Origin of the sequence: Gardnerella nova, assembly GCF_049244055.1 — a bacterium.
Classification (GTDB): domain Bacteria; phylum Actinomycetota; class Actinomycetes; order Actinomycetales; family Bifidobacteriaceae; genus Bifidobacterium; species Bifidobacterium vaginale_H.
In genome coordinates, this window is sequence record NZ_CP058369.1 from 1,503,595 (window position 1) to 1,526,442 (window position 22,848).

Annotated in this window: 18 protein-coding genes; 17 read left to right on the forward strand and 1 reads right to left on the reverse strand. The window is 44.5% G+C overall.

Annotated elements, in window-relative coordinates; genetic code table 11:
• Nucleotides 1-5 precede the first annotated feature (5 nt).
• The 10 genes from clpB (at nucleotide 6) to HXT56_RS05930 (ending at nucleotide 11,567) form a co-directional block, all read left to right on the forward strand.
• On the forward strand, nucleotides 6-2,600 hold the full coding sequence (clpB, locus tag HXT56_RS05885) for an ATP-dependent chaperone ClpB (RefSeq protein ID WP_421778021.1): 2,595 nt from the start codon (nucleotides 6-8) through the stop codon (nucleotides 2,598-2,600).
• Between the two features lie 296 nt (nucleotides 2,601-2,896).
• Nucleotides 2,897-3,025, forward strand: coding sequence for a hypothetical protein (locus tag HXT56_RS05890; protein ID WP_297643900.1), 129 nt, complete (start codon nucleotides 2,897-2,899; stop codon nucleotides 3,023-3,025).
• A 47-nt stretch (nucleotides 3,026-3,072) separates the two neighbouring features.
• The gene (locus tag HXT56_RS05895) at nucleotides 3,073-3,840 is read left to right on the forward strand and encodes an ABC transporter ATP-binding protein (protein WP_004133980.1); all 768 of its coding nucleotides are present in this window, start codon (nucleotides 3,073-3,075) and stop codon (nucleotides 3,838-3,840) included.
• A 71-nt stretch (nucleotides 3,841-3,911) separates the two neighbouring features.
• Nucleotides 3,912-5,468, forward strand: a complete 1,557-nt coding sequence (locus HXT56_RS05900) for a hypothetical protein (protein ID WP_421778022.1) — start codon at nucleotides 3,912-3,914, stop codon at nucleotides 5,466-5,468.
• On the forward strand, nucleotides 5,458-6,189 hold the full coding sequence (locus HXT56_RS05905) for a hypothetical protein (RefSeq protein WP_016637870.1): 732 nt from the start codon (nucleotides 5,458-5,460) through the stop codon (nucleotides 6,187-6,189). The genes HXT56_RS05900 and HXT56_RS05905 overlap by 11 nt, the downstream gene beginning before the upstream one ends.
• Nucleotides 6,190-6,243: 54 nt before the next feature.
• Nucleotides 6,244-7,584, forward strand: coding sequence for a DNA recombination protein RmuC (gene rmuC, locus HXT56_RS05910; RefSeq protein ID WP_419398816.1), 1,341 nt, complete (start codon nucleotides 6,244-6,246; stop codon nucleotides 7,582-7,584).
• A 57-nt stretch (nucleotides 7,585-7,641) separates the two neighbouring features.
• The gene (locus HXT56_RS05915) at nucleotides 7,642-8,652 is read left to right on the forward strand and encodes a hypothetical protein (RefSeq protein WP_421778023.1); all 1,011 of its coding nucleotides are present in this window, start codon (nucleotides 7,642-7,644) and stop codon (nucleotides 8,650-8,652) included.
• Between the two features lie 64 nt (nucleotides 8,653-8,716).
• Entirely contained in the window at nucleotides 8,717-9,523 is an 807-nt protein-coding gene (locus HXT56_RS05920) for a TrmH family RNA methyltransferase (protein ID WP_060785806.1), read from the forward strand.
• 83 nt (nucleotides 9,524-9,606) lie between these two features.
• The gene (locus HXT56_RS05925; protein ID WP_250309703.1) at nucleotides 9,607-10,599 is read left to right on the forward strand and encodes an ATP-binding cassette domain-containing protein; all 993 of its coding nucleotides are present in this window, start codon (nucleotides 9,607-9,609) and stop codon (nucleotides 10,597-10,599) included.
• Complete coding sequence (locus tag HXT56_RS05930; RefSeq protein WP_421778024.1) at nucleotides 10,596-11,567, forward strand: ABC transporter permease subunit; 972 nt, start codon at nucleotides 10,596-10,598, stop codon at nucleotides 11,565-11,567. The genes HXT56_RS05925 and HXT56_RS05930 overlap by 4 nt, the downstream gene beginning before the upstream one ends.
• Before the next feature lie 260 nt (nucleotides 11,568-11,827).
• Here HXT56_RS05930 and vly read toward each other — a convergent pair whose 3' ends face one another.
• Nucleotides 11,828-13,378 carry a cholesterol-dependent cytolysin vaginolysin gene (gene vly, locus HXT56_RS05935; RefSeq protein ID WP_421778025.1) on the reverse strand — a complete coding sequence of 517 codons (1,551 nt, stop codon included), beginning with the start codon at nucleotides 13,376-13,378 and terminating at the stop codon, nucleotides 11,828-11,830.
• 548 nt (nucleotides 13,379-13,926) lie between these two features.
• On the opposite strand from vly, the gene gatC reads away from it, so the two are divergent.
• The 7 genes from gatC (at nucleotide 13,927) to rho (ending at nucleotide 22,794) form a co-directional block, all read left to right on the forward strand.
• On the forward strand, nucleotides 13,927-14,223 hold the full coding sequence (gatC, locus tag HXT56_RS05940) for an Asp-tRNA(Asn)/Glu-tRNA(Gln) amidotransferase subunit GatC (RefSeq protein ID WP_391496148.1): 297 nt from the start codon (nucleotides 13,927-13,929) through the stop codon (nucleotides 14,221-14,223).
• 3 nt (nucleotides 14,224-14,226) lie between these two features.
• Entirely contained in the window at nucleotides 14,227-15,768 is a 1,542-nt protein-coding gene (gene gatA / locus HXT56_RS05945; RefSeq protein ID WP_421778026.1) for an Asp-tRNA(Asn)/Glu-tRNA(Gln) amidotransferase subunit GatA, read from the forward strand.
• Between the two features lie 33 nt (nucleotides 15,769-15,801).
• Nucleotides 15,802-17,301, forward strand: a complete 1,500-nt coding sequence (gene gatB / locus HXT56_RS05950) for an Asp-tRNA(Asn)/Glu-tRNA(Gln) amidotransferase subunit GatB (RefSeq protein ID WP_421778027.1) — start codon at nucleotides 15,802-15,804, stop codon at nucleotides 17,299-17,301.
• A 202-nt stretch (nucleotides 17,302-17,503) separates the two neighbouring features.
• On the forward strand, nucleotides 17,504-18,412 hold the full coding sequence (locus HXT56_RS05955) for a GNAT family N-acetyltransferase (RefSeq protein WP_421778028.1): 909 nt from the start codon (nucleotides 17,504-17,506) through the stop codon (nucleotides 18,410-18,412).
• Nucleotides 18,409-18,723 (forward strand): DUF2469 domain-containing protein, encoded by a 315-nt coding sequence (locus tag HXT56_RS05960; protein WP_004105898.1) that lies wholly within the window; start codon nucleotides 18,409-18,411, stop codon nucleotides 18,721-18,723. The genes HXT56_RS05955 and HXT56_RS05960 overlap by 4 nt, the downstream gene beginning before the upstream one ends.
• 90 nt (nucleotides 18,724-18,813) lie before the next feature.
• Nucleotides 18,814-20,433, forward strand: a complete 1,620-nt coding sequence (locus HXT56_RS05965; RefSeq protein ID WP_116712131.1) for an NAD(P)/FAD-dependent oxidoreductase — start codon at nucleotides 18,814-18,816, stop codon at nucleotides 20,431-20,433.
• Between the two features lie 402 nt (nucleotides 20,434-20,835).
• Nucleotides 20,836-22,794, forward strand: a complete 1,959-nt coding sequence (gene rho / locus HXT56_RS05970) for a transcription termination factor Rho (RefSeq protein ID WP_421778029.1) — start codon at nucleotides 20,836-20,838, stop codon at nucleotides 22,792-22,794.
• The last annotated feature ends 54 nt before the right edge of the window (nucleotides 22,795-22,848 follow it).

Consider the following 22,848-nt stretch of genomic DNA (forward strand, 5'->3'; position numbering starts at 1 on the left):
TAGATATGGAACAAAAGTTTACAACCCTAGCGCAAGACGCATTAAGTGACGCTGTGCAAAGTGCAGCGGCTGCTGGCAACGCGCAAGTTGACACTTTGCATTTGGCGGATGCCTTACTTCGCCAAGAGCAGGGCGTTGTGCGCGCGCTTATTGCGCAGGCGGGGGCGGATGCGCAACAAATCGGTGCTGAAATTCGTAACGCATTAGTGGCATTGCCTTCATCTACTGGCTCAACTACAACTAAGCCAGACGCAAGTCGTCAGCTTTTGGCTGCGCTAAGCCAGGCAGAAAAAGAAATGCGTGCAATGTCAGACGAATACGTTTCTACGGAGCACATGCTTATCGGCATAGTTGCAAGCGCGCCGAATGCTGTTGCGGATATTTTCAAAAAGCATAATGTTTCTGCAGACGCGTTGCGAAAAGCTGTGCCAACTGTACGCGGAGGTGCGAAAGTGACCAGCCCAGACGCGGAAGGCAACTACAAAGCGCTCGAAAAGTATTCTGTTGATATGACTGCGCGCGCTCGCGAAGGAAAGCTCGACCCAGTAATTGGTCGCGATCAGGAGATTCGCCGCGTGATTCAGATTCTTTCTCGCCGCACGAAGAATAATCCTGTGCTAATTGGCGAGCCGGGCGTTGGTAAAACGGCAGTTGTAGAAGGATTGGCTCAGCGAATCGTTGCAGGGGATGTGCCTACAACTTTGCAAAACAAGCGTCTTATCAGTCTCGATTTGGCTTCGATGGTTGCAGGTTCGAAGTATCGCGGCGAGTTTGAGGAACGCTTAAAAGCAGTGTTGAAGGAAATCCAACAATCAGACGGTCAAATTATTACGTTTATTGACGAAATTCACACTGTTGTTGGCGCAGGATCTGCAGAAGGTTCAATGGATGCTGGCAATATGCTTAAGCCAATGCTTGCGCGCGGTGAGCTGCGTTTGGTTGGTGCAACTACGCTTAACGAGTATCGCGAACATATTGAAAAGGATTCGGCGCTTGAACGCAGATTCCAGCAAGTGTTTGTTGGCGAGCCTTCTGTTGAAGACACGGTGACGATTTTGCGTGGACTTAAGCAACGTTACGAAGCACACCACAAGGTGACGATTAGTGACGATGCAATCGTAGCCGCAGCAACGCTTTCAAACCGCTATATTACTGGCAGGCAGCTTCCAGATAAGGCGATTGATTTGGTGGATGAAGCGGCAGCTCACTTGCGTATGGAGCTTGATTCTCAGCCAGAAGAAATCGACGAATTACAGCGCAAGGTCACGCGTCTTGAAATGGAAGAAATGCAATTAAAGAAGGCGGAAGATGCTGCTGCACGCGAACGCTTAGAAAAGTTGCAGGAAGAATTAGCAAACTCGCGCGAAAAGCTTACTGGATTGAAAGCGCGTTGGGACGCGGAAAAGGCTGGCCATAACAAGGTTGGTGATTTGCGAGCGCAACTCGACGCTAAGCGCGTAGAAGCCGACAAATTCACGCGTGAAGGCAATTTGGAGCAAGCAAGCCGTATTTTGTATGGCGAAATTCCAAGCATTCAAAAAGCTTTGGAAGAAGCGGAATCGCAGGCTGCTAACGCTAAGAGTGAAGCGAAAGAGCCAATGGTTCCGGATCAGGTTGATGCTGATTCTATTGCAGGAGTTGTTAGCGAATGGACGGGCATTCCTGTTGGTCGCTTGATGCAAGGCGAAAATGAGAAGCTACTCAACATGGAAAAGGAGCTTTCTAAGCGTGTGGTTGGTCAAAGCGAAGCAATTCAGGCTATAGCGGATGCTGTACGCAGAAGCCGCGCTGGAATTGCAGACCCGAATCGCCCAACTGGTTCCTTCTTGTTCTTGGGTCCTACTGGCGTTGGTAAGACGGAGCTTGCTAAGGCTCTTGCCGACTTCCTGTTTGACGACGAGCGTGCAATGGTTCGCATTGATATGAGCGAGTACATGGAAAAGGCTTCTGTTTCGCGTCTAATCGGTGCTGCTCCTGGTTACATTGGCTATGAGGAAGGCGGCCAGCTTACTGAAGCTGTGCGTAGACGTCCGTATTCTGTAGTGCTTTTTGACGAAGTTGAGAAGGCGCATCTGGAAGTATTCGACGTTTTGTTGCAGGTTTTGGACGATGGTCGTTTGACTGACGGTCAGGGTAGAACGGTTGATTTTACGAATACGATTTTGATTATGACATCAAACTTGGGTTCGCAATTCCTTGTGCAAGAGGGCTTGGACGATGCTGCTAAACGCAAGGCTGTTATGAACGCTGTTCACGCTGAGTTTAAGCCAGAGTTCATTAACCGTTTGGATGAGCTTGTTATGTTCCATCCGTTGAGCCGCGAAGAGCTTGGTGGAATTGTGGATATTCAAGTTCGTCAAGTGGCTGCACGCTTGAGCGACCGCCGCATTAGCTTGGATGTGAGCGATTCTGCTCGCGCTTGGCTTGCAGAGCATGGCTATGATCCAGTTTATGGTGCTCGTCCGTTGCGTAGATTGGTTCAGACAGAAATTGGCGATCAGCTTGCGCGATTGCTGCTTTCCGGCAAGGTGCATGATGGCGCTCGCGTAGTTGCGGATTGTGCAGAGAGCGACGACCATGTAACTCTCAAGATTGCGTAATATATGCACTATTTAATGTAGTCAAATAATGTAGTCAAATAAAACAAAGCGTGCTGTTTATTGGATTATTTCCCAGTAGACAGCACGCTATTTTTGTATCTAAATAAAAAATATTTGTAGAATGAACTTGAAATAAAAAGGTGGAATTCCCCCTTAATTTTTCGAGTTATTGCTGATAATTGGCATTATAGGATATGCGTATCTTTTAAAATTTTAATTGGTTTTTGTAAAAATCTATTTTTTTTTTATGTTGAATTATTATAAAATACGTGTACGTATTCAAGGCTGAATACGTTATGAAGCAGATTGAAAATGGAGATACTAATTGGATAAAAGATGGCGTTGAATATTCTGGTGGCTGTATTTTTGGGTTTAATGATACTCCTAGTGGCAACCCTGTCACCATGGAAGTTGGAAGTAATTAGTCTAGTTGGTATAAATATCAAATTGCTATAACGTTAAGTGGTGAGATATGCAAGAATCATATACGGGCTCAGATGTGCAACTTGTTAATGTGAATTTTTCGTATGGGAAAAAACAAATTTTGCATAATCTTTCTATAGATTTATCTTTTGGTATATGTGGTCTTTTGGGGCCAAATGGTGCTGGGAAAACTACTCTGCTTAACGTTATAGCGACTATTTATGCTCCCTCTAGTGGGAAACTTTTTGTTCATGGCTTTGACGTAACTGATCGTGCGGAAAGGGCTAAAGCTCGGTCAAATATTGGTTATTTGCCACAATCATTTGAACTTATGAATGCATCGAGTGTGTTAAAAAATGTTCAATATGCCGCATGGGCGCGAGGTTTATCGTGGAGTGCTGCGTATCAAGCTGCTTGGAATGCTCTCAAACAGGTTGGCTTGGAAAAACAAGCACATCGCATAGTTGCAAAAATATCAGGAGGTCAGCGTCAGCGTGCTGGTATTGCTTGTGTGATTGCTAGTCAGCCTGCAGTACTAATACTTGATGAGCCTACTGTTGGTTTAGATCCTGAGCAGCGTATTGATATTCGTAATTTTCTTAAGTCTTATTCGCAAAAGCATACTGTTATTGTCAGTACGCATTTAGTAGAAGATTTAGCAGTAATTGCGGATCGGGTTATAGTTCTTAATGAAGGAATTATATTGCTTGATGGGAAAATGGATAATCTTCTTCAGTATGCTAATCGTGAAGATCTTATGGTAACTCCATGGGAATCAGGGTATAGGCATTTGCTATCTAAATTTCATAAAAATTAGTAGTAGCAGTAACTGGATATGTATAGTTTCTTATTTCGTTAATGTGGTAGTTAGTAGGGATGTGATTAAATATGCGTCAATATTCTAACTTTTTGACTGAATTCGGATTTTTTACGAAAAGTCATAAGAAGTGCACAATTATTTCACGTATTATGTCCCCATTATCTCTAATAAGCAGTTGTATTTTTAGCTTATTTTTGATTGCATATCCTGTTTTTTTGGGTGTGGCAAATTTTTTAGCGCATAATAATAATTATGCGCTTTGGTTAAGAATTGATGTCACGTGGATGCATTGTTTGTCTGATATTGTTGCTTGCATTTTTGGCGCATGGTGTTCATGTAAAGCTTGCTCGCCCAGATGTTTGGTTAATCCTGCGTGGTGTGCAGGAAAATCAGCCAGTCGTTACGCTATTCCTATACTAAAAGGCGCTATACTGTGCAGTTTGTTATATTGCGTAAGTATATTGCCAACAGTAATTCAGAGTGATGTAAATATTACAAATTTCCCGTATTTTCCACTATTATGTGGAGGCGTGACGCCAAGTGCATTTTTTGCAATTGGTTTTACTTTAGGAGTAATTATTGGCAATCGTTGGGCAATTGTATTCTCAGCTTTATTATCTTTTGCAATAATTTGGTGCTGTATTTATGGCGTCATTATAATGCGTAATGGCACCATACCTCAAGGAGATATTTTTCCTAGATATTGGGGTAGTAGTTTATACGCAATACTTCCAGTGTCGGATGCTGGTATTGGTGCTGAGCCTGGTTTGCGCATGAACCCATGGTTGGTGACTTTGCGCATATTCTTTGTGTGTGTTGTTATCGTTTCATGCATTCTTTGTTGCGCGCATATTAGATATTTTTGGCAAAAGGGATCTTATTGGCGCATAAAAGCAATAAGTATTTCTTTAATTATGCCAATAATATGTGCTTGTTGTATAGCTATGTGGGGTCCAAAACCTTGGATTCGCTCTGGACCTTTTGTGCCTCAGTGTACGACGTTTAAAGATACAGCTTTTTCTGTTTGTGTACATCCTGAAGAAGCTTATATTCGTAAACTTCGTGCTGTTAAACATTTGAAAACTGTTGCTTCTTGGTTTCCTAAGAATCAGAGAGATTCGCAAGGCAAAGGAATTGTGCTTGTGCTTGGAAATGCGTTTACTCCAACAAATACTGAAAAATCTTGGAATCTTACTAATAGTGGTTTAATAAAGTTACGTAATCTTAAAGCTACTGTTATTCAACAACAAACAGATACATTTGTTAGGCGTTCTGAGAAATATGGTGATATGACTGGTATCGCTCAAGAAGTGTTACAAAGATTTGTGCCTGCAAAATGTGCATCAAGTGCTATGAAAGAAGTATATGTAAAAAAGAATCTTGATTCAAACGCTTCTGTTACAGCATTTTTGCTTGCTCAGCTTCCTTCTCGTATAAGTAATGATGTGTATGGGGCATACGGATTTATTCCAGGTGAAGCAAACGATAAAGTGGCTATGAGTATTAATAATGCTGATGATGCTAAGCTGAAACAATTTGTAAAAAATCATGTTAAAGAACTTAATCAATGCCTCATAACTCCACAACAAGTCTTATCGGAACTTGGTGATAAGCATGAAAAATAATTTCCGCGCGTGGCTTGAAGGTAGGCATTATATTGTTGCAATCGTTGCAATTTTATTGTCCGTAGTCCTTCCCTCTTTAATGCTTGTTATATTCAGATCATTTGTAACGCAGTTGCCAGTTTATGTTGGTTATATGTGTTTGCCAGATTCTGCTAATGTGCATAATGCGGTAGAAGGTATAACGTTCCAATGTCAATCTGGTAGTAGTGTTGTTAATTTTGTTGTTCCTCTGTATGAAGTTATTGTAGTTGGGTTTATTACCGCGGCATTCGTTTGCCTTGCTCCGATTATGGTATCGTGGGAACGTTTCGTGATGAAAAGGCTGCGAATATATGCATTGAGTGCTGCTTTATTGTGTTTGTTTGTTTCATTCGGCGCTTCAGTGTTAATTGTTCGTATAATTGATTTGCAGTTATTGAGTACATTGCAGATGATTTTAGGTAATGCTTGGATTGATATTGTGCTCATAATGATTGGATTAGCCTGTTTTGGAAGGTTTTACGGCCTTGCATTTGGTGTCTTTTTAGCGGTGATGAATATTGCCACACAAGGTTTGCAAAGTAAAATTGGATTGATTTTGCGATGGTATCCTTCTGGAACTTTGCCTGTAATTCCTGGACAATCCATATTGTTATATGTCGTTGTTGTGCTTACTGTAATTGCAGTTTGCCTGTGGAGCGGCACGTGTGGACGTGGATTGCTTTATTTTGAACGTGCTTAAAAGGCGTGTTTAATTATGTTTTAAAAGTCAACTCAATAGTGTTTAATAGAACGTATGTTCGATAATATTGTGATGCTTGTTTTAATGGTGGTTGCTGTAGCAATAACCGCTGTTATTGTGTTGGCTATTGTTAAGCACAACTCTGGAACGCAAGGCACTAATGGCGTAAACCAGCGCGAATTTAACGAATTACGCTCGCAGTATGAACAAGCGCGCACTCAAGCGCAAGAAAATGGCAATCAGGCTATACGATATCGCACACAAGCAGAGCAGCTTGCTGAACGATTGAAATTTGTGGAGTCTGAGCTGTTAAAAGCACAGCAAGCAGAGCAATTGCGAGTGAATCGCGAAGAACAATTGCGTGCAGAGCGAGAAGAACGCGAACGATTAAATCGTGAAAAAACTTTGAAAGAGCAAGGTAAAGTCTTGGAAGCGCTTGCTCCAGTAAAAGACAATCTCGAAGCATTGAAGAATAAAGTTTCGCAGATTGAAGAAGGGCGTAAGCAAGAAATGGGCGTGCTGAGCACTCAGCTTAAAGGCTTAAGTGAGCAGCAAACAAGGCTTGACCGCGAAACAAGTTCGCTTTCTGCAGCATTGCGAAATAATAAGGTTCGCGGAGCTTGGGGCGAGGCTCAGCTAAAGAATATTGTGGAATCCGCAGGCTTGCTTGAGCATGTTGATTTTGATACGCAGGTTGTTGTAACTGGAGTAAATGGTGAACAGCAGAGGCCAGATATGGTTGTGCATCTGCCAGGAGGCAAAACAATTCCAGTTGATGCAAAAGTTCCGTATGCGGATTATCAGCGTGCTTGCGAAATCCCAGATAACGCAAGCGACGAAGAATTAGCTAGAAGGAGCGAGCTTCTAAAAGCGCACGCTAAGGCTTTGCGAGAACACGTTAGAGTATTAGGGGCTAAAGCATATTGGCAGGCTTTTGAAACAGCACCAGATTTTGTAGTTGCATTTATTCCAAACGAAGCATTGCTTCAGGCGGCTCTTGAAGCGGATCCAACGCTTATGGATGATGCTTTTGCGCAAAAAGTAGCACTTACTTCACCAGTTACTTTGTGGGCTGTGCTTAAGTCTGTTGCGTACGCATGGCAGCAGCAAAGTCTTACAGATGATGCAAAAGAACTTTTCGATTTATCTCGAGAATTGTACGATCGCTTTGCAGTTCTTGGAGAAAATGCTTCAAAACTTGGCGTATCCTTGGCAAGAACAGTTGCAGCTTACAATAAGTTTGCTTCTTCGCTTGAGTCGCGAGTGTTGGTAACAGCGCGTAAACTTCAGAAGTTAGACCAAAGTAAAGTTATTGCTTCAATAGATCTTATAGATTCTGATAAAGCTGATGTTAAAGAGCTGAGCGCTCCGGAAGTATCAGTAGAAGATCGTTAAGCATAAAAACATCAAAGCATCAAAAATTGAACAACTCTAAACGCTAAGGAGTGCAAAATGGCAGAATTACAAGAGGAACGTGCGGAACTTAAGCGCATGCTTTGTGCGGATATGAGTGCGAAACCATTTAGTGAACTGTTTTCTGTTACTTTTAATCAGCGCGGCTCCAAGTTGGTTGGTGATGTTCTTTTTGACGCAATTGAGAAAGCTGGGTATTCGTTAGAGCGCGATGTTGACGCTGTTGGTGCGTTAACTGCTGCTGCAGTTCCAATGGTTTTTGCGCTTATTCATGCTGCAGAACGTAAAGGAATTGCACTCGACGGCTTTGTTATGGATTTTGTTTTTCCTGCAACAAAAGGTCCGTCAGTTAAAGGCAAGCGAGTATTATTGCTTGACTCTTGGCTTTCTGAAAAATCGTATGTTCAAACTTCTTCGCTTGTGACTTTACGACACGGCAATGAATTAAGTCTTGATTTTGGCATTGTTAATCAGCAAGGCGCGCAAATTCTTGCTATAGTTGCATTAATTGGTGGTGTTGACGCCGACGAACAAGGCATGAGGCATCTTCAATTAGTAAATCCAATAAGTGAGGAGAGTACTAAAATGGCATTTGTTCAAGCTTTCGATGAAGAAGAATTACGTGCAGATGCAGATCACGAAGATTGCTGCAACGACAACTGCTGCGGTGGTCATTGTGAGGTTAAATGCACGGGTGATTGTGCTCATGATGGTTGCACTGAGCCTTGCTGCGAGGATAACTGCTGCGGTGGTCATTGTGAGGTTAAATGCACGGGTGATTGTGCTCATGATGGTTGCACTGAGCCTTGCTGCGAGGATAACTGCTGTGGTGGTCACTGCAAGGTAGAGTGCACGGGTGATTGTGCTCATGATGGTTGCACTGAGCCTTGCTGTGAAGATAACTGCTGTGGTGGTCACTGCAAGGTAGAGTGCACGGGTGATTGTGCTCATGATGGTTGCACTGAGCCTTGCTGCGAGGATAACTGCTGTGGTGGCCATTGCAAGTCAGGTTGCACAGGCGATTGCGCAACTGATGGCTGCCAAGACTAGTTGCAAAGACTAGCTGCCAAGCCTCAATCGCAAATTAATACTTTAATTGGAGCAAAACTTATACATGCACGAACCGAATCCAATTACTTTGGCTGCAAAAGCTTCCGATGAGCCAGAATTCCGACCTATAGGAGTTGGCCCATGGGAAGAAGAACATCCAGGTGAGCCTCGTCCAGATAATCCAGAATCGCCAAATTATGATGCGCGGTTTAGCACTGAATTACTAGACGAAGGCGACCAGCGTAACGTCCTAGACCGCTACCGGTACTGGAAAGTAGAAGCCATAAAAGCGGATCTCGATTCTAAAGGCCGTCACGAGTTTGAAGTAGCTGTAGAAAATTGGACTCACGATTTCAACATAGGCTCTATGGTCCGCACTGCAAACGCGTTTACTGCGAAAAAAGTGTATATCGTAGGGCCTCATAAATGGAATCGTAAAGGCTCGTTAATGACCGAGCTATACCAATACGTTGAATGCTGTCCAACTATTGAAACTCTAGTAACTAATTGGCGCGAAAACATGCTTAAAGAAGCAGAAGAAGCGCATCAACTTTTGCTTAAAGCACAAGCAGAAGGCAATAAAGAAGCCGAAAAAATCGCAAATATTAAGGAACAAGACGCTAAAAACGCGCGCGTTATAGCGCTCGACATTATTCCAGGCGCTGTTGCTATGGAAAACTACAAGTTCCCTAAACGTTGCCTTATGCTTTTTGGCGCGGAAGGTCCAGGTCTTTCTAAAAAAGCACTAGAGATGGCGGATGACGTTGTTTATATTTCGCAATTCGGCTCAGTGCGTTCGCTAAATGCAGGAGCTGCTGCGGCTGTTTCCATGCACGCGTGGATTGCGCAACATGCAGCACCAAATTGCTGAATATTAATTAAAATTCAACAGTCTGTACTCATAAACGCTTACATTTAATGTGTATTTTTTTTTATTTGTGATACTGTTAAGCTATGTTAGAATTCCAACATATTACAAAGCGTTTCGGCGCAAAAACAGCGCTTAACGACGTTTCTTTCGTCGCTGAAGACGGTAAAGTCACGGGCTTTTTAGGCCCTAATGGCGCTGGTAAATCTACTACCATGCGTTGCGCGTTAAATCTTATTCATGCCAATAGTGGTACTTCTCTTATTGACGGAAAACCTTACGCAAAAATCGCATCCCCAATGACAGAAGTTGGCGCAGTTCTTGACGCAAAGTCTGCTCACAGAGGTCGAACGGCGTACAATCACTTGTATTCACTCGCTTTAACTCACGGAATATCAAAAAAGCGCGTTGACGAAGTGATTGATATTACTGGTTTAACTAGCGTAAAAACCCGCAAAGCGGGATCCTTCTCGCTCGGTATGAGCCAGCGTCTTTCGATTGCGGCGGCGCTTTTAGCAGATCCGCACAATCTTATTTTGGACGAGCCAATTAACGGCTTGGATCCAGAAGGTGTTAAGTGGGTTCGCGAATTATGCAAGTATTACGCAAGCGAAGGCCGCGCAATACTACTTAGCTCGCACTTAATGAGCGAAGTTGCTCTTACTGCAGATAACCTTGTGATTATTGCGCACGGAGAAATTTTGGAGCGCACAACAGTACAAGATTTTGTTGACGCACATTCTCAACATGCTATACGTTTAGTGACACCTGAAGGTGAAAAACTAAAGTCTGTGCTTGTTCAGAATCATCCGGAATGCAAGATTGTGACTGATAACCGCACTCCTGAAGACGTTCAAGAAGGCGAGCTTTTTAGAATAACAGGTTGCGAACTCAACCAGATTGCGCACGAAATTGCGGATAATCAAATTTTGGTATATCAGCTAAATCAAGAGCACGCTTCGCTTGAGGAAGCATATTTGGCTCTTACGCACGGCCAGGAGCAGTACGTAACAAAAGCATTGCCAAATGCTACTGCTGCGACTGGAACGCAATATGTAGATGGAAGGAGCGCAAAATGAGTGGGCAAATTGAACAAGCTGTTGAATATCCGGCGAGCAATTCTTACAAAACAGGCCGCAGCATGAACGCTCAGCACTTACGCCTTACATTTATGCACACGCTTAAATCTGAAATTGTTAAGCTGCGCGGACTTGCATCAACATGGTGGTGCATGGCATTAACAGTTGTTTTGCCAGTAATTTTTAGTTTTATTATCGCGCTTGTGCAAAAAGCAATGTCTAAAGTTGACATTAAGAATGTGGCAAATCAAAGTAAATCAAGCGCTGCAATTACTGTTGGGCCGAGCAATAAAAGTGACCTTATTGCATCTCAAGAAAGCATTTTCCACTTGGTCATTAGCTTTGCTTCTATATCTTTGATTGTTTTGGCGATTTTTGCAGTGCTTGCTGTAACCGCGGAACATTCTACGACTTCAATTCAGGCTTCTCTTACGGCTGTACCTAAAAGGGGTGTGCTCTTTACGGCTAAGTTTATTGCTGTTGCAATCTACGTTTTTGTAGCCCAACTTATTGCAATGACAGTTTCTTTAGCTGCTGCAGAATTAGCTTTTATGGGAGATAACATTTCCGGATTATCTGGAAGCAACGTGTGGAAATTGCCTCTTACGCTGTTCCTTGGCTCTCCTGCAATTATGGTTGTTGTAGCAGCTATGGCCTACGGTTTTGGCATGATTTGCAAGTCAACTGCTGGCGGAATTATGTGCGTTATTGGAGCCGTGGTGATTCTGCAGACCATTGTTAGCATTATTATGCTTGCAAGCAATTTTGCGAAGTGGACTTCAATACTTATTCAGATTTTGCCAGGCAGTGCTGTAAGCCAATTCTTAGGAGCCTCCGCTAATTCTGGGCTGCAACTTCCACCAAACGCATATGTTTTCACATGGTGGCAGTCCGGTTTAGTGGTTCTTGCTTGGGGTGTAGTCATGTATGCAATTGGCCACGTTATTGAAAAGCACCGCGATATCTAAAATATTTAAAATATCTAAAATATTTAAATATTCTGCAAATAATATTTCGCAAATAAAATAAATAAAACAAATAAGACAAATAAAACAAGGGCTTTATCTCGTAACTGACTACAAGATAAAGCCCTTAATTGTATTCACTTATATTTAATTATCAATTATTTATTAAGTTATCTTTATTAAGTTATCTTTATTAAGTTATTTTTATTAAGTTATTTTATTAAGTTATTTTATTAAGTTATTTTTTGAAATTGTGATAAGTATCAATCGTTCTTCACAGTTTCAGCAACGCGAGGCCACAAGGTTGTGCCCCAGTTGCTAATAGTACGCTGACGAACTAGTGGCAAATCAGAACGGTCATATACTGTGCGCCATGGTTCCCAAACCAAACCAGTCTTTTCAACCAACTTGATTCGTAGATTGCGTACATTACCCTTGAACTGAATAGTTGTGTTGAAGTGAGCGGTGCGATACTTGCCGTTGCCTTCCCAAGCGCGAGAACGCACGTAAGGGGTGCCGTCAATTTCGGTGCCATACTCATCCCAGTAGATGTAGTAACGAGCTACGTAAGCTCCACGGTGATCCAAAGTCAAGTAGCCGTCGCGGTAGGAAGAAACCTTGGTTTCAACGTAATCGCTATTGGTTTGCAAAGTTGCTACTTCGTTATCCTTGACGAAGGAAGTGGTGTAAGCAATTGGAACTGCTGGGCTGGAGGTGCTCAAATTTGCGCCTTCCTGGATCAAAGCCTTCAACGTATCGATGTTGCCGGTAACAACCTTAGCTGCACCGTTTGCGCTGCCGCCGAGAATCACAGCAGTTACAGAAGTGTTCTGCAAAATGCGATGGAACTCGGTGTTTGGCTTGATTTCAACACCCTTGATTGCAGCTTCAACAGCAGCCTGGAAATCAGTGCTCTTGCTGCGGGTGTCGAACTTTACGTACATTGAACGGCCATAGGCTACGTTGGACACATATACTGGCGGACGCTTGCTGTCTATTCCGCGATTCTTCAAGCTTTCTGGCGTAGTGCAAGGTGCGAAGAAGTCGGCTGGGCTATCTGGAGCATCAACACTTACGGTGTAGTAGGTCTGCTTGAAGTTCACAATTTGAGTCTGCTTTTCGCCCTTGTGCACAGCATCGAAATCAATCTTCAGAGGAACGCCAATCTTGGCGAAATCGGCACCAAACTTTGCTTTGAGCTGGTTCATGCTTTGTGCGCTTGCAGAATCGTACTGCATGCGAGCTGCCACATGATGGCTTGAAGCATACTGTGCATTCCACTTAGAAACTAAGCTGTTCACTGCGGAAGTTACAGAGCTCTTAGTTGGGCGCTGAACAGTTACAGCACTTTCGCCGCCGTGGAAGCCTGGCAAATCAACGCTCAAGGTGATTGGGGCGCGGTTTGCGGAAATCAGGCTTGGCATATTGTCCATCAAATTCTGGTCAGCGCGGAACAGTGCACCTGGGTATACGCGATCATTATTGGCGGAAGTAACCGACAAATTTGAAGTTGTATTGGTGATGTTCTTCTTTTGGTGTTCGACGACGACGAATTCGCCGCCTTTGTCGAAGCTGTCGCTGGAGAACTTGTTGTCAATGGTTTCGCCATGACGGGCGAGAATGTTTGTTTTATCGTATTGCAAATCCCACAAATAATTATTCAGAGAATCCTTCTTGACTGCGCAAGATGTGGTTGGCTCAGAATCCTTAGCTGCAGGAGCGGCCATTGCTGGTGCTGCTAAGCATTGTGGGATAATAGTTGCGCCCGCGAGCAACAACATTGCTGCATTACGGTAGAACTTTGTGTTCTTCATATGTGTCCTTCAATTTTATATTTTTATGTTATTTTTTGATTATTATCTTGTAGTGAGATGCTGTATTTTTATGTGCTTCAGTGCATGATATGCTTCGCTGCATTAGGCTTCAGCTTCTCACATCACCCAATTATTACACACTTTCTTATTTTGCGATAATTGCATAAAATAATTTTTCATTTTTCAGACAAATGTTTAAATATCCTTGAAATATCAACAGTTTGTAATTACATCATTTTTAGACTTACGGCGTGTTGCGATGGTATGAAGTGCGAATTTTGTAATTTTATATACGTAATAATTTTGTGAAAGTACATGTAAAATGTATGTAATAATCTTCCTTTGCGTGGCGCGTATGCGGTACGCATTATTTTAACTATTCTTGCGCAAGTAGCGTTATATAAAATTTCCCCCAAAATATAAATTAGCAAACGTACATGCGCATTGTACTTAGTAAAAAATGTTGCTGCAATAATGCGTGTGAAGCTTTTATCCACATTGCTTTTTTCTACTAACGAAGGTCACGCATCACACATATAGTTGAGGTTATGCCTACATTCACACGCGAAGAAATTGAGCATTTGGGTGTTTTGTCCCAGATTGCTTTAAGCGACGAGGAAATTAGTCGCTTGCAAGGCGAATTAAACGTCATTGCAGAATCTATTAATAAGGTGCAGGAAGTCGCTGGCGAAGATGTGCCACCTACTGCAAATCCAGTACCTCTGGAAGCGTATTTGCGTCCAGATGAGCCTGCTACACCGTTGACTCAGGAAGAAGCGCTTTCTGGTGCGCCTAAGAGTGAGTCGGGCATGTTTGTAGCGCCTCGCATTTTGGGGGAGGAATAAAACATGACTAATACTCAGGATTTAGTGAAGCTTTCTGCTGCCGAGATGGCCAAGGCTGTAAAAGCTAAGGAAGTTTCTAGCCGCGAGCTGGTGGAAGCTCATTTGGCTGTAATTGAATCAGCTGAACCAGAAATCAAAGCATTCTTGCACGTTTCTGCAGATATTGCGCTTGAGCAAGCAGATGCTTTTGATAAAAAGAATGCTAATGGCGAGGCTGAAGGTTTACCTGAGCTTGCTGGTGTGCCAATTGCAATCAAGGACATGATTGTTACTAAGGGCATTCCTACTACTGCAGCTTCTAAGATTCTTGAAGGTTGGGTGCCGCCTTACGACGCTACTGTTATTGAAAAGCTCAAGGCAGCTGGCATGCCAATTCTTGGCAAGACTAATTTGGATGAGTTCGCTCAAGGTTCTTCTACTGAACATTCCGCGTACCAAACCACCTGCAATCCTTGGGATACTGAGCGCGTTCCAGGCGGTTCTGGCGGCGGTTCTGCGGCTGCTGTTGCCGCATTCGAAGCTCCTATTGCTTTGGGTACGGATACCGGCGGTTCCATTCGCCAGCCTGGTGCTTTAACTGGTACTGTTGGCGCAAAGCCAACTTACGGTGGTGTTAGCCGCTTTGGTGCAATCGCTATGGCAAGTTCCTTGGATCAGATTGGTCCTGTTTCTCGTACCGTTCTTGACTCTGCGCTTTTGCAGGAGATTATCGGCGGTAACGATAAGCGCGATTCTACTTCTATTCCAGCTCCTGTTCCTCCAATGGCTCAGGCAGCACGCGAAGGCGCTCGCCGTGATTTGAAGGGCGTAAAGGTTGGTCTTGTTAAGGAGCTTAGTGGCGACGGCTTCCAGCCAGGCGTTGAAGCGCGCTTTAATGAAGCTGTGCAGTTGCTTAAGGATATGGGCGCAGAGGTAACGGAAGTTTCCTGCCCTCATTTCCCTTACTCTTTGGCTGCATACTACATTATTATGCCTTCGGAAGTTAGCTCCAACTTGGCTCGCTACGACGGCATGCGCTACGGTTTGCGCGTAATGCCACCAGCAGATAAGCCTCAGACGGCTGCGAACATGATGGCTGCAACTCGTGAAGCTGGATTCGGCGACGAAGTAAAGCGCCGTATTATTCTCGGTACTTATGCTCTTTCCGCCGGCTACTATGACGCGTGGTATGGCTCTGCACAAAAGGTTCGTACGCTTATTATTCGCGACTTTGAAGAAGCGTTTAAGAAGGTAGATGTTCTTGTTTCCCCAACAAGCCCTACAACGGCGTTTAAGTTTGGTGAGAAGATGAACGATCCACTTGCTATGTACATGAACGATATTGCTACGATTCCTGCAAACATGGCTGGCGTTCCAGCTTTGAGCCTCCCAGCTGGCTTAAGCGACGATGGCTTGCCTGTAGGTATGCAGATTATTGCTCCGCAATGCCATGATGAGAAGATGTACAAGCCTGCAGCAGCGTTGGAAGCAGCGCTCGAAGAAAAGTGGGGCGGCCCAATTTGGAAGTCGCTTAAAGCTGGTTGGCTCGATTCATTGGCTAAGTAAAGTGAAGTAAAGCTTTAAGTAAGAAGGATTCTCATGGCTGAAAAACTTATGAAATATGCCGATGCTGTGGAGCAATTTGACCCAGTTTTCGGTTTGGAAACCCACGTTGAGTTGAGCACGCGCACTAAGCTGTTCTGCCCGGCGGAAGTATCGTTTGGTGGCGAACCAAATACGCAGCTAACTCCTGTGAGCCTTGGTTTGCCAGGTTCTTTGCCAGTGTTAAATAAGACTGCAGTTGATTACGCTATTAAGCTCGGTTTGGCGTTGCATTGCGAAATTGCTGAGTGGAGCCAGTTCGCTCGTAAGAACTACTTCTACCCAGATATGCCTCGCGACTACCAGATTTCCCAGTACGACAAGCCTACTAATGGCAACGGTTACTTGGATGTTGAGCTTGAAGATGGCACGGTATTCCGCGTGCCGATTGAACGCGCTCACATTGAGGATGACGCTGGTAAGAATACTCACGTTGGTGGCGCTGACGGCCGAATCGAAGGCGCAAATCACTCTTTGGTTGATTACAATCGCGCAGGTGTACCTTTGATTGAGATTGTAACTAAGCCAATTGAAGGTGCGGGCGCTCGCGCTCCAGAAATTGCCGGCGCTTACATGCGTGCTATTCGCGATATTGTTCGCGCTCTCAACATTTCCCACGCTCGTATGGAGCAGGGCAATATGCGTGCTGACGTGAATGTTTCGCTTCGTCGCAAGTCGACTGATCCATTTGGTACGCGTTCCGAAACCAAGAATGTGAACACGTTCCGTGGTATTGAAAAGACGTTGCAATATGAGATTCGTCGCCAGGCTGCTATTTTGAGCGAAGGCGGCGAGATTTTGCAGGAAACTCGTCACTGGGATGAAGCAACTCAAACCACTGCTGGCGGTCGTGTGAAGTCGGATGCTGACGATTACCGTTACTTCCCAGATCCTGATTTGGTTATGCTTCACATCACGAAAGATCATATTGAGCGCATGAAGGCCGAAATGCCGGAAATGCCTCGTGAACGCCGTAACCGTTTGCAAAGCGAATGGGGTATTAGCAATCTTGAAATGCGCGATATTTTGAACGCAGATGCTCTTGATTTGGTTGAAGAAACCGTTAAGGCTGGTGCAACTGCAGCAGGCGCTAAGAAGTGGTGGCTCGGTGAGCTTGCTCGTGAAGCAAACACTCGTGGCGTGACTTTGGAAGAGTTGCCTATTACTCCGCAAGATGTGGCTGAAGTTGAAAAGCTAATTGCAGACGGCAATCTTAACGATAAGCTCGCTAAGCAAACTGTTGCTTGCGTTTTGGCTGGCGAGGGCAAGCCTGATGAAGTTGTTAAGAAGCACGGATTCAAGGTTATGAACGATGACGGTGCTTTGGAAGCCGCTGTTGACGCTGCTCTTGCGGCCGACCCAGAAGTTGCAGAAAAGCTTAAGGCTGGCAATATGAAGCCAATGGGCGCAATTATTGGTGCTGTTATGCGTGCAACTAAAGGTCAGGCTGATGCTAAAGCCGTTACTAAGATTGTGATGGCAAAAATTAAAGCATAATATGGCACTTATATAGTCTTATATAGTGCTTGTTTTGAGGAAATGAATACTGCGTGCTTGCTGCAAATATGCAATTGATTTTGCTTATTTGTGGTGAGTGCGCAGCATTTACTATGAGTGGGCGTTTTTTGGCAGCACGTAGGTCCAGGTTTCTTCTTTCTGGTATCATATATATTCAGAATCGTGATACAAGTAGGTGAGTATGCAACAAACCAATGACGGTATTAACAACGTTCGCGAGTTACCAAAAGCTATAGTAATTCCTCCAATCCGAGGAGAGATGGCGCATCTTCGTCCAGCAACATACGACGATTTGCGACGCATGGATGAGTTGTGTGCGTTTGAAGGCGCTTCGTTGATTACTGGTAAAGATGTGCAAGCGGAACGTGCCGTAGTTCACGCTTGGGTTGAGCGTTCAGTTCAATGGTCTCATGGTGGTTTCCCGGAAGAGAAGCCGTCGGAATTGTGCCGTTTTGCAGGTGACGCACAGTCTCGTCCTACGATTGCTTGGGCTATTGTTCCTGACGTTTTAGATGATGTTAAGAATACTTCTGGTGCCATTATTGGCATGATTTTCCTCATTGACATTGACGGATGGTCTCGTTCTGCAAGAATTCAGGTAGTGCTTGGTAAAGATTATCGTGGCCGTGGCTATTCTCGCGACGCTATGCCTCGCGTAATGACATACGGTTTTGCCTCGGCTCCTACCGGGCTTGGTCTACACCGCATTTGGGTTGGTGTCCCAGCGACTAATGCGCGTTCGCTTTCCGTATATCAGTCGCTTGGTTTTATGAAAACTGGTACCGCCCGCGACGCTTTATGGGATGATGACCAGCAGAAGTATCAAGATTTTGTTGTTATGGATACGCTTGTTGACGAGTATGATGCTATTCGTTCGCTTGATGCGTTTGGATTGCACGTTATTGAGGATAATCCTGGAGTTGTTGAAGCGTTGAGTGCGCACGAACATTCTGTAGCGATACCGATACAGCAAGATACTGTTGATGCAACGTGGCCGTATAATAACAATACTGAAGAAGCTTCGTCAAAACGAGCTTGGTGGCGTATCATAGGACGCGGCCGTAAGCGCGATACGGAAGGGAAGCAATGAGCGCAGAAGATCTTGATAACTATGAAACCGATGCTGAACTTGCGTTATACAAAGAATATCGCGATGTAATTAAATTGTTTACATACGTGGTAGAGACAGAGCGTCGTTTTTATTTAGCAAACAAGGTTGATTTTAACGTTCGTTCTGCAGGCCAAGATGTGTATTTTGACGTGCAACTTACTGACGCGTGGGTGTGGGACGTGTATCGTCCTTCTCGTTTTGTAAAAAATGTGCGCATCGTAACTTTTAAGGATGTTAATGTTGAGGAAGTTCAGAAAACTGACATTGATATTCCTGAATCTATCGCGTGATACGCGTATGCTCGATAAAGATATATAGAAATTTTGCAGGGCGCGTAAAGGTGTTTTGTAAAAATTGATCTATTAAGGTATGGAGGACAAGTGACGGATACACAATCTCCAAAGGAGTCTGTGGTAATTATCGGCGGCGGGCCGGCAGGGTTGACGGCAGCTTGGGAACTCGTTAAAGATGGCGGCTCTGAGCGTTATGACGTAACGGTGCTCGAAGCTACGCGCGAATTTGGTGGTATTTCACGCACTGTGAAGTACAACGGTAATCGTATGGATATTGGTGGTCACCGTTTCTTCTCGAAAGACGATCGCATTATGCAGTGGTGGCGAGATATGTTGCCGTTGCAGGGTGCGCCGTCGTATGACGATAAGAAGCTTGGTCGTCACCACGATCTGGAAGCTGGGGGTCCTGACCCTGAGGTTGAGGATGAAGTGATGTTGAAGCGCCATCGCGTTTCGCGTATCTTCTGGAATCATCATTTCTTTGATTATCCAATTTCTCTTTCGGCTGCAACCTTGCGTTCTATGGGCTTTATACTGACCATGAAGGTTGGTTTTAGTTACTTGTGGTCAATGATTCATAAGCTTCCAGAAACTAATCTTGAGAACTTCTACATTAATCGCTTTGGTAAGAAGCTGTATTCCATGTTCTTCGAAGGTTATACTGAGAAGCTTTGGGGTAGGCATCCAAGCCAGATTTCTGCGGATTGGGGTGCTCAGCGCGTTAAAGGCTTAAGCATTGTAGAAGTGTTGAAAAACGCATTCTCTAAGTTGATGCCAAAGAAGAATGGCGCTAAGAAAGAAGTTGAAACTTCTCTTATCGAGGAATTCTGGTACCCAAAGCTTGGTCCAGGGCAATTGTGGGAGACTGTTGAACGCCGCTGCCGCGAGCAGGGTGCTCATGTCTTAACGGATGCTAAAGTTGTGGCAATTAAGCAGGCTGACGGTAAGATTTCGAGCGTTACCATTGAAGACACAAACGGTGAACGTTCTGAGTTGCATGCGGATCAGTTTATTTCTTCTATGCCTATTAAAGATTTGGTTGCCGCTCTTGAACAGGGTGCTGCTGGAGATGCAAAGGCAGAGGTTCCGTCTGAAATGCAGCGAGTTGCAAAGGGCTTGCCGTATCGCGACTTTGTGACGGTTGGTTTGTTAGTTAAGCGTATGCGTTTGCGTAATACTACTACTATTCCAACGCTTGGTAACCCGCCGATCGTGCCAGATTGCTGGATTTATGTGCAGGATCCTGGCTATAAGGTTGGTCGTTTGCAAATCTTTAATAACTGGAGTCCGTATCTTGTTAAGGATGTCGACAACACGGTTTGGATTGGTCTTGAATACTTCTGCGAGGAAGGCGACGACTTCTGGAATATGAGCGATGAAGAAGCTCGTAAGTCTGCTATTGAAGAGTTGACGCGCATGCAGGTTATTAACGGTGAAGAAGACGTGCTCGATTCTCATCGTGAGCGTGTGCCAAAGGCTTACCCAGCTTACTTTGATACGTATGCTCAGATGCCTGAACTTATTAAGTACTTGGATGGTTTTGGTAATTTGTATTGCGTTGGTCGAAATGGTCAGCATCGTTATAATAACCAAGACCATTCTATGGCGACGGCAATTGAGGCTGTGAAGGATATTCGCACTGGAGCGTCTTCTAAGGAAAACGTCTGGTCGGTGAATACTGAAAAGTCTTATCACGAAAAGAAGTAAGTAGTTTTCGCACTTGATTAGTGTTGAACGTCAGGTGCGTATGTTTGTAAAGTAACGCCAATAATAGTGAACTTCGACTCACCGTTATTGGCGTTTCTTGTATAGTAGCGCTTGTACTCGCGTTTATTTAGTTATTCTTTATTTGACTTGAGCTTTTTATTTGGTTACGAAACAGTTTTGAAGGTGAAGTTGCGTCGGTGGAGTTGTTTTAATTAGTAAAATAATGGTGAATTATGGCGCGTCGAGTTGTACGGCGTCGCAGAGCTGTAGTAGCATACATACTGTTTGCTGTCATGTGCATGATTATGTATTGATAGCAGGTTCGTGACGGATTTTTCCGTAATCTTCCATACAAAGGCTTACCGGTAGTCTATTCCGTGTGAGTTAAGGAAAGGCAAAATTGTGGCAACAAGCCAAAATCTTGAAAAAATGAAGCTCTCAGAGTTGAAAGATCTTGCGAAGCAAATGGGTTTGCGTGGCACGTCTACCATGCGCAAGCCTGAGTTGTTGGCTACACTTAATGCAGCGCGCAATGGGGGAGAAGCGCCTGCAGGTGTGAGTGTTCGCATACCTCGCAACAATATGAGTGCTAATAAGACAGACGTTCGTACTAATACCGAATACGTTGAATCGTTGGATGATACTAGCGAAGTAGCAGCGTTAGAAGATTTGATTCCGGATGCTTCCTCCGAGCGTCATTATCGTGATGATTCAGATTCTCGTGCTAAGAATCGTCGCCATGATGATAGTCGTAATACTGGGTTCCAGCGTCGTCGCGCAATGGATGAGCGAGATAATGGTCGCGGTATGCGTTCAGACAGTGCAGATTCTCGTGATTTAGACCAAATTTTGGCAACATTGCCGGGTGAAGAAGGTCGTTCTGACGATCGTCGCGCCCGTGGTGGTGCTCGTGATTTCGATCGTGATGATCAAGGTAATCGTTCAGACCGTTTCCAGCGTCGTTTGCGTGGTCGTAGCCGCGATTATGACGATACGCGTTCAGATTATGGCGATCGAGCTGATCGAGCTGATCGAGCCGATCGTTTAGATCGCATGGATCGTGCAGATCGCGACGATAGGGACGACCGTGATGATCGTCGTGCAGATCGTCTTGACCGTGCTTCTCGTCTCGATCGTGATAGTCGCGATGGTCGCGACGAGCGTGACATTCGCGACTCTCATCGTGATGAGCCTCAAGAGGAATCAGTTCCAGTTGCCGGCATTGTTGACGTGTTGGAATCGTACGCGTTTGTGCGCACTTCTGGCTATTTGCCAGGGCCAAACGATGTGTACGTATCTATGAGCCAAATTAAAAAGTATGGTCTGCGCAAGGGAGATGCTGTACAAGGCTACATTCGCGCTCCTCGTGATGGTGATCGTCGTAATCAGCGACAAAAGTTTGTTCCATTGCAGTCTATTGAGAGTATTAACGGCATGAGCGTGGAAGAATCGCAGCAACGTCCGCAATTTGCTAAGCTTACGCCGTTGTATCCTAATGAGCGACTTCAGCAGGAAACTACTGCTAATCGTATGCTTGGTCGCGTAATAGATTTGATTGCTCCTATTGGTAAGGGTCAGCGTGGTTTGATTGTTTCCCCACCTAAGGCCGGTAAGACTATCACGTTGCAGAATATTGCTAACGCTATCACTACCAACAATCCTGAAGTTCATTTGATGGTGGTACTTGTGGATGAACGTCCGGAAGAAGTAACCGATATGGAACGTACGGTTCAAGGTGAGGTTATTTCTTCTACTTTTGATCGCCCTGCAACGGATCACACTACAGTTGCTGAGCTGGCTATTGAGCGCGCTAAGCGTTTGGTGGAACTCGGCCAGGATGTTGTGTTGCTGCTTGATTCTATGACGCGTTTGGCACGTGCCTACAATATTGCTGCTCCTGCTTCAGGCCGTATTCTTTCTGGTGGTGTTGACGCCCAAGCGTTGTATCCGCCAAAGAAGTTCTTTGGTGCTGCACGCAATATTGAAAACGGTGGCTCTTTGACTATTATTTCTTCCGCTTTGGTGGAAACTGGTTCGAAGATGGATGAGGTTATCTTTGAAGAGTTTAAGGGTACCGGCAATATGGAGTTGCGTTTGAGCCGTGATTTGGCGGATAAGCGATTGTTCCCTGCTGTTGATATTAACGCTTCGGGTACGCGCCGCGAAGAGTTGATTACGCCTACTGCAGATTTGCCAGTTATTTATCGTTTGCGTCGTCTCTTTGGCGGTCTCGAGCCAGAACAGGCTTATCAGACTTTGATTCCGCGTTTGAAGAAAACTGCGTCAAATCGCGATTTTTTGGCGGCTATTACGCAACAGACTAACGGAACTACTGGTACTTCTGCGCCAACAGTTGCGTAAGTTTGCAATCGTGCTGTAATACTTGTAAATACATACAGCAAAGCCCTTCTTGAT

Excerpts from the sequence above, each read along its gene's own strand:
- HXT56_RS05925 (WP_250309703.1), top strand. The coding sequence starts at position 9,607 with ATGTTAGAATTCCAACATATTACAAAGCGTTTCGGCGCAAAAACAGCG.
- HXT56_RS05920 (WP_060785806.1), top strand. The coding sequence starts at position 8,717 with ATGCACGAACCGAATCCAATTACTTTGGCTGCAAAAGCTTCCGATGAG.
- HXT56_RS05930 (WP_421778024.1), top strand. The coding sequence starts at position 10,596 with ATGAGTGGGCAAATTGAACAAGCTGTTGAATATCCGGCGAGCAATTCT.
- HXT56_RS05915 (WP_421778023.1), top strand. The coding sequence starts at position 7,642 with ATGGCAGAATTACAAGAGGAACGTGCGGAACTTAAGCGCATGCTTTGT.
- gatC (WP_391496148.1), top strand. The coding sequence starts at position 13,927 with ATGCCTACATTCACACGCGAAGAAATTGAGCATTTGGGTGTTTTGTCC.
- HXT56_RS05905 (WP_016637870.1), top strand. The coding sequence starts at position 5,458 with ATGAAAAATAATTTCCGCGCGTGGCTTGAAGGTAGGCATTATATTGTT.
- HXT56_RS05960 (WP_004105898.1), top strand. The coding sequence starts at position 18,409 with ATGAGCGCAGAAGATCTTGATAACTATGAAACCGATGCTGAACTTGCG.
- HXT56_RS05955 (WP_421778028.1), top strand. The coding sequence starts at position 17,504 with ATGCAACAAACCAATGACGGTATTAACAACGTTCGCGAGTTACCAAAA.
- gatB (WP_421778027.1), top strand. The coding sequence starts at position 15,802 with ATGGCTGAAAAACTTATGAAATATGCCGATGCTGTGGAGCAATTTGAC.
- HXT56_RS05890 (WP_297643900.1), top strand. The coding sequence starts at position 2,897 with ATGAAGCAGATTGAAAATGGAGATACTAATTGGATAAAAGATGGCGTT.
- vly (WP_421778025.1), bottom strand. The coding sequence starts at position 13,378 with ATGAAGAACACAAAGTTCTACCGTAATGCAGCAATGTTGTTGCTCGCG.
- HXT56_RS05895 (WP_004133980.1), top strand. The coding sequence starts at position 3,073 with ATGCAAGAATCATATACGGGCTCAGATGTGCAACTTGTTAATGTGAAT.
- rmuC (WP_419398816.1), top strand. The coding sequence starts at position 6,244 with ATGTTCGATAATATTGTGATGCTTGTTTTAATGGTGGTTGCTGTAGCA.
- gatA (WP_421778026.1), top strand. The coding sequence starts at position 14,227 with ATGACTAATACTCAGGATTTAGTGAAGCTTTCTGCTGCCGAGATGGCC.
- clpB (WP_421778021.1), top strand. The coding sequence starts at position 6 with ATGGAACAAAAGTTTACAACCCTAGCGCAAGACGCATTAAGTGACGCT.
- HXT56_RS05900 (WP_421778022.1), top strand. The coding sequence starts at position 3,912 with ATGCGTCAATATTCTAACTTTTTGACTGAATTCGGATTTTTTACGAAA.